At 54.5% G+C, this 12,804-nt stretch carries 16 protein-coding genes; 1 reads left to right on the plus strand and 15 read right to left on the minus strand.

Going from position 1 to position 12,804, the window contains the following annotated elements:
* From Xinn_RS13970 to Xinn_RS14040, 14 genes are all read right to left on the minus strand, one after another.
* Positions 1-150: Mov34/MPN/PAD-1 family protein (locus Xinn_RS13970; RefSeq protein WP_211286016.1), on the minus strand; the 150-nt coding region annotated here is incomplete at its 3' end.
* 64 nt (positions 151-214) lie between these two features.
* On the minus strand, positions 215-811 hold the full coding sequence (locus Xinn_RS13975) for a type VI secretion system-associated protein TagO (RefSeq protein WP_086954067.1): 597 nt from the start codon (positions 809-811) through the stop codon (positions 215-217).
* Positions 812-885: 74 nt separating this feature from the next.
* Positions 886-1,623 carry a phage minor tail protein L gene (locus tag Xinn_RS13980; RefSeq protein WP_086954068.1) on the minus strand — a complete coding sequence of 246 codons (738 nt, stop codon included), beginning with the start codon at positions 1,621-1,623 and terminating at the stop codon, positions 886-888.
* 11 nt (positions 1,624-1,634) lie between these two features.
* On the minus strand, positions 1,635-1,967 hold the full coding sequence (locus Xinn_RS13985; protein WP_086954069.1) for a phage tail protein: 333 nt from the start codon (positions 1,965-1,967) through the stop codon (positions 1,635-1,637).
* Complete coding sequence (locus Xinn_RS13990) at positions 1,964-5,320, minus strand: phage tail tape measure protein (protein ID WP_086954070.1); 3,357 nt, start codon at positions 5,318-5,320, stop codon at positions 1,964-1,966. Before Xinn_RS13990 ends, Xinn_RS13985 begins: the two co-directional genes overlap by 4 nt.
* A gap of 224 nt (positions 5,321-5,544) precedes the next feature.
* On the minus strand, positions 5,545-5,892 hold the full coding sequence (locus Xinn_RS14000) for a phage tail protein (RefSeq protein WP_086954071.1): 348 nt from the start codon (positions 5,890-5,892) through the stop codon (positions 5,545-5,547).
* Complete coding sequence (locus tag Xinn_RS14005) at positions 5,889-6,350, minus strand: phage tail protein (RefSeq protein ID WP_086954072.1); 462 nt, start codon at positions 6,348-6,350, stop codon at positions 5,889-5,891. The genes Xinn_RS14000 and Xinn_RS14005 overlap by 4 nt, the downstream gene beginning before the upstream one ends.
* Positions 6,351-6,371: 21 nt before the next feature.
* Positions 6,372-6,776: an HK97-gp10 family putative phage morphogenesis protein gene (locus Xinn_RS14010; RefSeq protein ID WP_086954073.1), complete on the minus strand. Its 405-nt coding sequence runs from the start codon at positions 6,774-6,776 to the stop codon at positions 6,372-6,374.
* The gene (locus Xinn_RS14015; RefSeq protein ID WP_086954074.1) at positions 6,773-7,162 is read right to left on the minus strand and encodes a hypothetical protein; all 390 of its coding nucleotides are present in this window, start codon (positions 7,160-7,162) and stop codon (positions 6,773-6,775) included. Before Xinn_RS14015 ends, Xinn_RS14010 begins: the two co-directional genes overlap by 4 nt.
* Positions 7,149-7,475: a phage head closure protein gene (locus Xinn_RS14020; RefSeq protein ID WP_086954075.1), complete on the minus strand. Its 327-nt coding sequence runs from the start codon at positions 7,473-7,475 to the stop codon at positions 7,149-7,151. The genes Xinn_RS14015 and Xinn_RS14020 overlap by 14 nt, the downstream gene beginning before the upstream one ends.
* 9 nt (positions 7,476-7,484) lie before the next feature.
* Complete coding sequence (locus Xinn_RS14025) at positions 7,485-7,787, minus strand: head-tail connector protein (protein WP_086954076.1); 303 nt, start codon at positions 7,785-7,787, stop codon at positions 7,485-7,487.
* A gap of 84 nt (positions 7,788-7,871) precedes the next feature.
* Positions 7,872-9,098, minus strand: coding sequence for a phage major capsid protein (locus Xinn_RS14030; RefSeq protein ID WP_086954077.1), 1,227 nt, complete (start codon positions 9,096-9,098; stop codon positions 7,872-7,874).
* 9 nt (positions 9,099-9,107) lie between these two features.
* Complete coding sequence (locus tag Xinn_RS14035; RefSeq protein ID WP_086954078.1) at positions 9,108-9,707, minus strand: HK97 family phage prohead protease; 600 nt, start codon at positions 9,705-9,707, stop codon at positions 9,108-9,110.
* Positions 9,700-10,923, minus strand: coding sequence for a phage portal protein (locus Xinn_RS14040; protein WP_086954079.1), 1,224 nt, complete (start codon positions 10,921-10,923; stop codon positions 9,700-9,702). The genes Xinn_RS14035 and Xinn_RS14040 overlap by 8 nt, the downstream gene beginning before the upstream one ends.
* Between Xinn_RS14040 and Xinn_RS22050 the strand changes: the two genes are divergently transcribed.
* On the plus strand, positions 10,922-11,065 hold the full coding sequence (locus Xinn_RS22050; protein WP_169923584.1) for a hypothetical protein: 144 nt from the start codon (positions 10,922-10,924) through the stop codon (positions 11,063-11,065). The genes Xinn_RS14040 and Xinn_RS22050 overlap by 2 nt on opposite strands.
* Positions 11,066-11,070: 5 nt before the next feature.
* On the opposite strand, the gene Xinn_RS14045 is transcribed toward Xinn_RS22050, so the two are convergent.
* Complete coding sequence (locus Xinn_RS14045) at positions 11,071-12,804, minus strand: terminase large subunit (protein ID WP_086954080.1); 1,734 nt, start codon at positions 12,802-12,804, stop codon at positions 11,071-11,073.

Raw genomic sequence — 12,804 nt, forward strand, 5'->3', positions numbered from 1 at the left:
CAAACTAAACTGTTCAGTCGGTGAGGTGGCGGTATTACGACAGGGAATGTATTGTTGTTTTCGGTGATTCTGGATCACCAGACCACAACACTCATGAGGGTAATCCGCTTTGGCATGATCAAGAATGGATTGAATTATATAGGGGCGCATACGGGCACCTTAAAAATAGAAAACCCGCCGAAGCGGGTTGCACTGAATAATAAAGTTACTCACCTTACCATCCGCATGATTTTCTTACTGGGGCTATCTCATCTGATAATCCGGTTACATTGAATGTGGTGTTAATGGTGTTTTCTCCATAAGGCGTCACTTGTGCAAAAAGTTTATTTTTACCGAATAATGACTTAATAAATGCAATTTTTCCATCGGGATAAAAAGCTGATTTATTATCAGTGGAAATAATCCACCATTTTTTGGCTGCTTTTTCTTGGTTGATTCTTGTTGTTACTTCTGTTTCATCAATCCCTAAATAGGCACCCCAGTTGATATATATTTCAGTTTTTTTATTTTGACATCTAATAATCAATCTAGGACTGGCGACGCCAAGCAAAGTCGTATGTATTGGACGAGAAGACTCGACGCCTAAAATTACGGTTTGAGAATCATCAACTTCGGATTTATATTGTGAAATATGCCAGTCATTCTTTTCTTTTTTCACGATCTCCTTTTCCGAATATAACGATTCGTAACAGTCTAACTTTTTGCTCGATTCAGTCACTTTTTTACATTTTTTATATTCGTCTGTTGATATGGCACTAGCTAACGCCGGGCTTATAAAGAGCATGGGAAATAAAAAAAATATTTTCTTCATACAAATGCACCTGATATTTATAAGACTAATATTTAGTTTACTTGTAAATGAATGCACGGGCACTCTTTTTCTGTTTATCGTCTCAGCAATGCCGAACCGGGAAAACCCCCGAACGGTAGTTGTGTGTTTTCCCCGTGCCTTAGCTTGCAGTCGCGCATTAATCCCCCGCAGACATCCCGTGACGGGTCATCCGTCGGGTTGCCCTCTTCATCAAAATAGCGTGTGCCGGTGTAGTTGCACGGGGATTGTCGATATTGTCCGCGCATACACCAGGTGCAGAGGCTGTGAATTTGTCGGGTGGGAATTTGAATGCCCTGCAAATCCGCCGGGGACGACAGGGCAAAATGCACTTCGGTATTGTCTTCCTGTGTTTTGCTGTCGATATAGAAAACATCAATTTTTTCCTGTGTCGGGTCAGCGTCCGGGTTGCCGTCGGGAAAGTTACGGGCATCCAGATAATGCACAAAGGTCATATGAAGCGTCACGCGGGCCTGCACCATATTCTGGTAGGCCAGACATAAGGCACTGATTGTGCCATCCAGATTCGCCACGCTGAGTGTGGGTGAGATTGCCCGGCCGTCACCACTGACCTCCAGCCCCTCGATTTTCACCGGCCACGGTTTGTATTCCACCCCCTGCCACCAAAGGGATTTAGCCGGCAAGGTGTCCGCATTTTCCAGCTCCGCTTCGGTGTAGGCAATCGGGTGATGGTGAAAATACAGCTCAGGGCCGCCAAACGCTGAACCGTCAACGGCAAACAATAAAACCTTACTCCCCGGCTCCAACTGTTGGAGATCACTATGGATGGTCATATTCCCTCCTTTTAAGGGTGATAAGTGCGGGTAAAGGTCACGGACAGGGTGAAGTAGGCTCCGTGTGCCTGTAGGCTGAACTTTCCGGCCTGATACAAACCCAGCTCCGCTAACGGATTGCGCCATTTGAAGGCACGCCAGCCCTGATGTTCGCGCAGAAACGTCATAATCGGTTCAATATCCGCCAGAACACCGACAAATGACAGCGGCCAGCTTTCCCGCTGGCTGTTGATCCCATCCCCGCTGGTTTGCTTGTAGCCGTCGCCGAACTGAACGGTGCGCACCACCGGCTCAAACTCACCGGCAGCGCCCACACGAGCCGGGAAATCAAAGGTTTTTATCATCGCCGTCCTCCTTTAATGGCGACACTGAGTTCACCGCCCTGACCGAGACTTTTATGCAGCAACGTCTTAAAGCGCTGGTCAATAAACTTCGCAATATCCTGTCCGGCGGACTCAAACCCACTGGTGGTTTTCACGTCGTGATTGCCGTCAGACTGGATCACGATACTCACCTGATTGGTGGTCTGGTTGCTCGTCCCGCCTGACGTCTCGACCCCCAACCGCCCATCTGAACCACGTTTTAGTGGAAGAATGGCTTCCGGTCCCGCCTCCCCCATCAAGCCGCCACCTTTGGCAAATTTAAACAGGGTCGGGCTGCTGATAATCTGCCCGCTGTACTGACTTAAATCCGCTGACTGGTACACCCCGCCTTTCGCGTTCGCAATCGGACTTTTCCAGATAGCCGGGGTCAGGGTAGTGCCCGAGCCGATGGACCCCATACTGCCCCCGGCGGAGGCTAACGACTGGGTGCCCATATTCGCCATGCCGCCCCCGCCGAAGAAGCCGGAGATGGCCTTGGTGATCAGTGCCTGCATGGCTATACGCATGAGGTCCTGAATGATGGATTGTGCCAATGATGCCGACAGTTCCCGCATGGACTCCGAGAACGACTTACTGCCGGTCAGCATCCCGGTCAACGCATTGCCGGTTCGCTGTTCGACTACATCCAACAAATTCAGTTGCATACGCTGAAAATCCCCCTGTGCCCCGTACAACTCTTTCGCGGCGGCCAGTTGTGCATCCCGCGATCGCGTTCCGGCGGCGGTGGTTAACTGCTCGAACCGCTCTTTGCTGATACGGTTATTGCGGTAATAGGCCTCATACAGTGCGGTTTGTTCGGTCAGTTGGTTTTTTAACTGAATCACCGGATCGACCTCACCAGCCAGATGCAGTTGCGGGACAGCCAACGCCCGCGCCTGTTCTGCTAATTTATCTTTAACCGACGTCTGATTCAGGGTCTTGCTGGCTAGCAAATATTCCTGCTCGGTCAGCAGGCGTTCAGCGTACAGTGCTTTCAGCTCTTTGCTGGCTTCCGCCTCCTGTCGGATAAGGGCTTTTGCCGGGGCATAGCGTTCTGCCAGTTCCAGCCGCTGTTTCTGGTGGTTTTCGGCGTTCAGGGCTTTCAGGCGCTCAATCTCACTCTGGGACACTAAACCGGACTTCGCGATATCGTCCAGTTTTCGCTGCACGTCTTTCTCATTCAGCAGAATACGGCCCAGACTGGTGCTGTGCGCCCGCTCAATATCAAACCGCAACTGCTGATACTGATTAATGATTTGGGTGGTGCTCTTTTCCTTTTGACCGCCTTTACCCTTGCTCCCACCACCTTCACCGGTCCATGGGGTTTGATTGTTATCGTCGGGTTTGGATGGCTGATCGTATTTACCACTTAGTAAAATAGATTCTGCATTTTTGAGGCTTTCTTTTTTTGCTGCGAGGTCTTTTGCTATGTCTTCCAAGTCGCCTTGGTTTTTACGACGGTGTTTTTCATATTCAGCCGGGCTTTCATCAAACCAATCTGCAAGAAACCCTAATCCGCTGTCTCTTATGCCTTCCATATCAGATTGTCGTTTTTGGGAATACCTTGCTGATTCTCCATAAAGCCTCTTCTGTTCCTTTTCTAAAAGCTGTATATCCTCCTTAAGATCATCCATGCGAATTTCTAGTTTGATTTTTGATAATTGCTGTAATTGTGCAATTGTCTCTACTAGCGATCCTTTCAGGCTATCAACTTTTACCTTCGCTTCTCTAACGCTATTGCTAAAATACAATACAGCAGACCCTGCGAGCATTGCTGCGCCGAAGGAGCCGCCAATCATCGCCCACGCACTACTAGCAAAATTCATAGTTCTGGATAGCGCCTGATAAGAGAAAGAGAGTCGGCGGTTAGCCACTTCTAGTGCCTTTGTGGCTTTCTCCCTTTGTTTGTACGCTTCGGTCTCTTGCCGAAATAATGTGTTTTTATCCCTGGCATAATTAACGTAAATTCCGTGCTGGCGATTGGTACTCTCCAGATATTTAATGTGCTTGCGTTGCGCTTCCGTTGAAGTAATCGTGGCATTGGCCTGCTCAATCGTTTTCCGGGCAGTATCGGCCTGCTGCTTCGCGGTGTTCCGCATCGCTTTTTCGGTTGCCCGCCAAGTACTGATATTCTCCCGCAGTCCGGCAGTGAGTTTGGTTGCCATCACGGGGATTAAGGTATGCAGAGCCACATTAGCCACCGTGTTAAAGTTTTCTGACAACGCATTCACGGCATTGGTCGCCCCCTGAACCCCGGTGCGTAGGGGGCCATCCGCGCCCATACCGACCTTGATCGCCATCACCTCAAACGCTTTACCCAATACATCCAGATCGGCGCTCAGGTTATTCGCCCGGGCGGCGGCCTGATCGTAGGCGACTTGTGTGTCGGTCAGCGCCAGTGTTAAATCCCCCAGTTCACGACGGCCCGTGACTAACTGGGACGCCGCACTCAGGTTTGCCCGCCCGAACAGGGTGGCGGCTTGTGCGGTGGATAACTGCTTGTTTTTCAGGTGTTCTAACGCGGCTTCCAAACCGACCACTGACGGTTTCAGTTTTTTATCGGTGGATTTCTCCAGCGCCAGCACCACGTTACGAATGGCGACTCCGGCTTCCGCCCCTTTAATGCCGCCTTTGGCTAATACCTGAATGGCCGCATTCAGCGTTTCAAACGAGATGCCCGCCTGTGCCGCCATTGTGCCGCCGTTCTTGATCGCCTGGGCGGTTTCGTTAATCTCCGACGCCCCGTACTTCGCCCCGGCGGCCAGCACGTTGATATAGCGGTCGGCCTGCGCGGCACTGACCCCGAACTGGTTTAAGGACAGGGCTAAGGCTTTGGTGGCTTCCGGTAAGTCCACGCCGGAGGCTTGGGCCAGCACCACCGCTTTCTCGGTGGCCTGGGTTAAGGCCTGGGTATTTTTCAGCAGCTCCGGTTTGGCGGAGGCCATCAGCTTTAAGGCCTGCGCAATGCCGGTCGCCCCGAATTCCGTGGTGCGCCCCAACCGCAGCGCATCGTCGTTCAGCTGCTTTAACTGCGCCCCGGTTGCGCCGGTAATGGCGGACAGGTCAGACAGCGCCTGCCCGTATTTACGGGTATGGGTGATAATACTGCCCAGTGAGAACCCGGTGCCGGTCAGTAACGCCAGCTTGCCGGACACTGATGCAATCTGGTTTGCCAGCGAACTGTAGGTCTTTTTGAGTTTTTTCCCGTCTTTGTCGGCTTTGTCGGCAAAGCGTTCCGATTCCCGCCCGGCATACCGGTAAGCATCGGCAATCTGGGATTTGAACGAGGTGGCATTGACCAGCAGGCCGACCGTCAGGGAAGAGAGATTCGCCATGATTTACCCCAGAATTCTCATGATATTGTCACACTGTGCCTGCACCGTGTCCCGTGCCACCGGCGCAGCGGGTGCGGGTTCATCACGGGGTGAACGGTGTTTCAGGCGGTAATAGGCCTGCCACTCCTGCAGGGTGGCCGCCGGCAGGGACAGGATACGGTAGGGATCGATTTCGCCGAGCTGTTCAGCCAGCGTGAAGGCAAAATGCAGCGTCGGCGAGTGGGTTAGTTTTTTTCGGCGTCCTCCAGCGTACCGATGGCGTGCCGTTTCACAATCTGGATAGCCTCAATCATGCTGGCATTATCGTGTACCGCCATTAATTCCTCGGCGGTGGGGAGTTCGGCGGCCGGAATGGGCTGCCCCTTCTCATCCACCAGACAGTCCAGCAACATCTGGATATTGAGACGGGAGGCTTCGCGCCCGTCCCCGGCTTCACTCAGTTTTTCCGCTTTTTCTTCCAGTGTCAGCAGCTCTGAGGCCGTCATACGGCGCAGGTTGACGGGAATGCCGAACAGTTCAACGGCTTTGATGTGCGGGCGCGGGGTCAGTAACGCCGCTTTCAGGTTTTTCATGCGGTCACTCCGGTTTGGGTGGTGGTGCCCCAGACGAGGTTATTCTGTTTGCCCTTGACGGTGATTTGGATCACTTCACTCGCGGGCGCGTTAATGTCGTTCATTTCCCAGCCGGACAGGGCGAGCACCATCGTCGCCGTGCGCTGGTTCGGCAGGGCAATGTAGAACTGGACGGTCTCGCGCTGTTCAGCCGCATTCAGGAACGCGGTAAAATCGGCATTGCCCGGGTCATCAATAAAACCCAGTGATTTCTCGGGACCTTCCGGCATATCGGAAATAAATTGTTTGTTGGTATCAATCAGGGTGGTGCAGTCAATAAAACTGCCGGTTAAACCGGTGGCCCCCAGTGCCTTGCAGTTCACCAGCGGCTTCATTTGTGCCACGCTGTCGCCGGGTTTGCCGAATTTCACCCGTGTGCCCGACGGCAGGACAGCGTATTCAGGGGAGGTTTTTGCCATAAGAACGGACTCCGATAACGGTTAGGTGCTGTAACGGGATAAGGCCTCGCGGATTGCCTGTGCGAGTACCTTAATGACAGCGGTCTTGTTGTAATCCAGTGCCGGCCGGATAAACGGTTTCGGCACCTGCTTGATAGTGCCCATCTCCTGCGCCAGTGCTTTCAGGCGATGGGGTTGGGTCGGGCCGACGGTGATCATCACCCCGCCCGGGTATTTCGTCGATTTGGCTGCATGGATCTCGATAGCATCCCGCAGATGGGGACCCGGGCTTTTCCGGTCATAACCGGCATGTATTTCCATATCCTCTTTGACGATTTCCATTGCGGCCTTGCCGGCTTTGCGCAGGATTTTAGTCTGGAGTTCGGTGTCCAGCGCCTGCAATTGACGGCCCAGTGCTTCAAGGCCGGACAGCCTGACGCCTATCATGGGTCGCCCTCCGTGTAGGTAATGATAAAGTCGCGGGTGAGGCGGTAACGCTTGCGGTTTTCGGTCAGCTCTTCCGCGTCCTGATGCAGCGCGCCCCGTGAGACCGTTTGCACCGGCGTCTTACCCAGATATCCGTGCTGGATGGCTTCCCATTCCCGACGAATTTTGGCTTCTAACCGTAAAGCCTTGCTGTAATCGTTCAGCACAATCAGGCTGATTTGAAACCGCGCGTCGATGAGCCGGGTGGCAGCCAGCCCGGTATTAAAGTGAGGGTCACTGATACGCTGGTAGGTCACGCCTTCCAGTACCGTTGTCGGCAGGATCAGCGGGTAGGCCTTCATTGCTGTTAACCGCTCTAACTCGGCTTTGAGTTCAAACTCGATCATGCTGCACATCGGCCTCCGTGGTGATAATGGCCCGGTCAGGGCGATTGCGGTCAACGGTGCGGACCGTAAAAAAGCGGCCCTGATGTTCGACCAGCCAGTTAATTGTGATGTCTGCCCGTGGCCTGACGGTAAATTGCTGCACTTCAATCACCGGCTGCTGGTCAGCGGTACGGATTTTGCGGTGGGACAGCGCCTCCGCTTTCGCCCAGACCGTGGTGACATAATCTACCGTCACAATTTCGGTGCCGGACTCATCCCGGCTGATAACCGGACGGTATAATTTGATGCGATAGCGCAGTGCACCGGCTCTCATCAGGTTCTCCTATAACGGAATATAACGATACGGCTCCAGCAACGCCTTAAATCCCATCGGGATGGACTGGGCTTCGCGGTTTTCGTACCAGTAGCCCACCGTCAGCATGATCGCCAGTGTCACATCGTCTGAGACGACCAGCCCGTCCGGGTCAGTCGCCGGTACGGCTTCTTCATACAATCGGCGGTTCAGGTAGTTTTCTGCCCGCTTAATCGCCGCCTGCGCATAGGTCTTCAGCAGGTCATCCTCAACGGTGGTATCCTCGTCAAGCCGACACTGCTGTTTCAGTTGTTCGAGCGTGGGAAAAGGCATATGGCCTCCTGAACACCTGCCACCCTCGCGGATAGCAGGCACAAAAAAACCGCATTATGCGGCGTGGGGGATGGGGATACCGGATTATGCGGCGACGCTGCTGCCCTTGCCGACCAGTGCCTTGATGGCCGCCACATCCTCCAGAATGCAGTCGAAGCGGTGGAACGCCAGAAACGCCACCTGATCGTACTCGGCATAACGTTCAACCAGACGTTTCAGGGTCATGTAGGCCACGCGGCGGACAATGAAACGGTTGAAGTCACCACAGTAGATAAACTTGTTCCCGGCGCCCATGTCGGCAATCGCCTGATCAATCACGTAAGGGATGCCAAGCACCGTCGACGGCACCACTCCGGCAATTTCCGGCAGCCACAGCGGACGATTCTGCGCGTCTTCCATTTCGGTGATCGTTTTCAGCGTGCTGTCATTGAACGCCCAGCGGAAAGTCCCGGCATTGCGGTAAGCCGGGTCAATCGCATGTTTCAGGGTGTTCATGTCTTTCCAGCTGAATTTCGCCGCCGCCTCCACAGTGCCCGTCACTGACGTTTCCAGCCCTTTCGGCTGTAAGGGGCTGCCGCGTCCGGTGCCTTTCACCAGATATTTCGCCTCCCCGCGCCCGATACGCTCGGCAATGCGTTTGGCCAGATAGGCTTCCATATCAATACCGGAATCCTGCAACAACTCACTGGAGACCCGAATGATTTTGGAGGACAGTTTTTTAGCCCCCAGTGATTCGGTACCAAACGCCGTGTCTTCTTCACTGGCGGCGGTGTTTTCACCCAGCAGCTCCCCTTCCTCCGCCGTCCCGTCAGCGGTGGCCCACTCAATGGTTTGTCCGGTGGCGGTACTGAGAATCTGCGCCACGCTGGCAATCCCGCCGTAGGCTTTCATGGATTCCACCACTTTGTTCAGCATCTGGGTCGGCACGGTGTAACCGCCTTTCTCGTCCGGGGTGGTGCCCTGTGCTCGCAGCTCCCGTAAGGCCTGACGCTCTTCCGTGTTCATGTCCCCGAGACCGTGACGCAGGAACTTGTCAAAGGCGGCAGCACGGCGGGTCTGTTGTTCCGTGTCCGGGTCAGCGGTCGGTTGCTGGCGTTGCTCTGGTTCCTGTTCATTCACTAACTGCTGATCCAGACTGCGCAGGTCTTCCTCGCGCTGGATTTGGGTGTCGATGCCCTCCAGTTCGGTCTTAGCCTTATGCCATTCGGTGCGCTGTTCTTCTGTCCACGCATTATCACCGATTTTCTCATGCAGGGTCCGCATCTCGGCGGCGATGGTGTTACGGCGTTGTTTCAGTTCATGCAATTTCATGCTTATATCCTATCGGTTCAATAAAGTCAGCAGACGTTCACGCGCCTGTTTTTGGTTAATGGCCTGTTGCAGCGCCCCGCTGTCCCGGGCGTCTTTCCATGCGTTCAGAGAACGGACAGCTGAATCGGCGGCCTGATAAGCCGGATAAGTGACCGGACTGACATCAAACAGGCGGGAAAACTGGGTAATTTCCCTGATAACCACCCCTTCCTCATCTTCGTACCAGTGCTCACCGTCCCGGGCGACCCGGAAGGCAAACGAGGACTGGGTAATGTCCCCGCGCTGCATCGGGGCCAGCACCAGATCGCGGATAGTCTGGGTATCCGGTGCGGTAATGTCATAGCACAGCCCCGTGTCATCCACCGATAACGCCAGCGTGCCCGAGGTACTGCGCCCCAGAATAAAATTGGGGTCATGGTTAAACAATCCGCGTACATCATCATTCAGTACTTCGTCAAAGGCACCGGGCTTGATGATTTCACGAAAACCCCAGAGGGGTTCAGAGCGACTGTTAAACACCGAGCCATAACCGACAATGCGGGTCGGCTGGTTTTCCTGTGTATCAGCCCGCACTTCACCGGGGTAACAGCGCATTTCCCTGTCACACATCAGTTTGATCCTCCTGTTCAGGCGGTTGGGGATTAGTTATAGGACTGGCCGCATTGACGCTGACCAGCATGTCATCCAGCCCGTCAATCGGGTTCATGTCTTCAAAGGCCCGGGCCTCGTTGCGACTCATCCAGCCGTCGGTAATGGCAAAATGGTAGAATTGGGCGCGCTCCTGTGGGGTGCCCCGCAATAATCCGGCCAGATTGAAACGCACATAAAAACCAGCCGTGCGCTCCTGTCGGGTAAACAGGCGGCGGTTCAGCTCCTGCTCCCAGTTCACCACCCACGGCATCACGGTATGGCGCACAAACTGAATGGCCTGATTGCTGATATTGGAAAAGGTGGCCTTCTCCAAATCGTTAATCATATGGGCGGGCACATTGAATACCCCGGCAATCATCGAGCGATTGAGTTTCAGCATATCAATCAGCTGGGCATCCACCGGTGAGACCGTCAGTGCGTGGTAATCCAAATCGGCAGGTAATAACAGGGTTTTGTTTTCCTCACGGCGCAGGGCCGCCGACGCATTCCGCCACATCTGTTTCAGTCGCTCCCAGCCCTCTTTGCCGACCTCCCCCTTCACCGACACAATCCCCGCCGGACGGGCGTTACCGCCAAAAAACGCGCTGGTGTATTTCTGTCCGCTCATGCCCATGCCGATGGTTTCCGCATGTTGCAGAATGGGGCTTAAGCCCATTTTCCGGTTATTGCCCAGTGCCCGCAGGTGGATCATGTCATCGGGGCTGATGGCAAAACTGCCGTCGTCGTTATACACCCCATAGGTATAGCGCCCGCCGGTATTGAGCAGGGTGGTTTCCCACGGCATGCAGGCCTCCAGTGTGGTTACTTCCCCTTTGCGGTTCCGTTTAACCCACGTGTAGCCATTGCCCCAACCGAGAATATGGCGTTGTTTCAGCTCCCGCCATTTATAGCTGGTCTGCCAGTCGTTCGGCTCATCATGTATCAGGTAGAACGCAGGGTGATCCCGGGCCATCTCGACGGTCTGGCCACTTTTGCGCATCACATGCAACGGCATCTGTGCCACCGACGAGGACAGCACATAAATGCAGGCATACACCGCCGCCAGTTTCATTGAGGTTTCCGGGCTGACATACACATCCGCACTGAACAGGCCGTCATGCTCAGCAGACTCCGCCGTCAGCGGGACACGGGGATTTTCCAGCGGTTCACTGCGAAACAAGGCATCAAGCAGCATGCCGCCCCCTTCTGGCGACCGCCAGTGCGTAGCCCATGCACAGGACGCCGCCGAGTATCAGGGTATTCGCCAGCCCGTATTTCAGGTAACAGCCCGCCAGCACCGCCCCGGCACCGCTCAGGGCAGTGATATCAATCAGTAAATTTTTCATAGGAATAACAGGTCATCCGGGTCGAGGTGGGAAAGAAAATCGGGTTCATCCCCGCCATTGACCAGCAAGCGGCTCAGACCGGTAAACAGCGCAACAGGGCCGTCTATCTTGGCTTCCGGCGTGGATTTATTCGGGAAAATATTGTCATTTTTATCCGGTTTGACCGTGACGTTACTCATCATCCAGTTCATCACCGGGTGGGCGTTATGGTGGAATTTGCCGCCGTAGACCAGTGCCTCCAGTGTCTTCATGGCTTCCGACAGGTTGCGCACGGTCTGGGGAACTTCCACCAGGGGGATACCCTCCTCCGCTAATGCCAGACTGAATTGCGCCGCACTCCACGGGTCAAAACCGAGTTCCTTCAGGTTGTCGCCGCTGATCCAGATTTGCAGCTCTTCCTTTATCTGGGCATGATCCACCACGTCCCCGTCCGTCAGGGTCAGGACGCCCATATCCGCCCACTTACGGTAAAGCTCCGCCTGTTGCCGGGAACAGCGCGCCAGCCGCCCTTCCGGCAGCCAGAATTTAAAATCTGCATGAACATGGCCGTTATTGCCCTGCCACGTTTTGACGGCGGCGCAGATATCAATCTTGTTCGCCAAATCCACCCCCACCCACATCGGGTAGGTTTTCAGTTCGTGGGATGGCGGCAGGGGGTCGCACTCATCCCATTTGAGCATATCCATCCACGCGGATTCAGCGGTCACCCACAGGTTCATGTGCTTGGTAAAAAAGTTATGCCGGGCAGACACCTGCTCTTTCGCCTTTTTCGCCAGTCGCCGCAGGTCATCCCAGCGTTTACAGATACCGAGTCCGGGATTGGCTTTCTGCCACACCGTCTCGTCAAACGGGTCGTCCTCTTTATCCAGCGTGTAAATCAGGCCGAAAAAGGTGTCATCGTCCACCTGCCCGCGCAGGACTTTCACCGCATAATCCCGCAATTCGTAGCAAATGCCTTCCTTGTTAAATCCGGCGGTGGTGATGCCGAACAGCAGGGATTGCAGCCGGGCCCCGGTCGCCGTTTCCAGTACGTCCCACACATCGCGGGTTTTATGGGCATGCAGTTCATCGACAATGCCACAGTGGATATTGAGGCCGTCAAGGTTATTGGCATCACTGGACAGCGGTTCAAACTTGGACGCAGACAACTCCTGATAAATCGCCAGTTTATTAAACTCAAACAAGCGCCCCAGTGTGGGTCTGGCCTGCTTGATCATGTTCTTCGCATCCTCGAACACAATGCGCGCCTGATCGCGGGTCGTGGCGGCGGAATAGACCTCAGCCCCGCCTTCGCTGTCCGCCCCGGTCATGTACAGGCCGATACCGGACGATAAGGTGGATTTGGCGTTCTTGCGGGCCACTTCGTTGTAAGCCGTGCGGAACCGGCGTACCATCACCGGGCGTCCGCTGCCGTCATTGCGCAGTACGGTCTCGCCGGTGGCTTCGTCAATCAGCGGGCGCACAAAGCCAAACAGGTTAATCAGAATGAAGATGTGCCAGTCCATCAGGTCAATGGGTTTGCCTGCCAGGGCCCCCTTGACGTGGGGCACAAATTTGTAAAAGTTCAGAATATGCTGGGCGCGGGGTTCGCTGAACGTGATACCGCGCGCTTCCCCGTGTGCTAAATCCTCCAGAAACCGCTGACAGGCCAGTCTGACCAGCTCCCCTGCTACGATATCACCGGCTATTACTCGCTCGGCATAACGGATACCGTCACTCACTTTTGCCAT

It is taken from the genome of Xenorhabdus innexi (assembly GCF_002632485.1).
Taxonomy (GTDB): domain Bacteria; phylum Pseudomonadota; class Gammaproteobacteria; order Enterobacterales; family Enterobacteriaceae; genus Xenorhabdus; species Xenorhabdus innexi.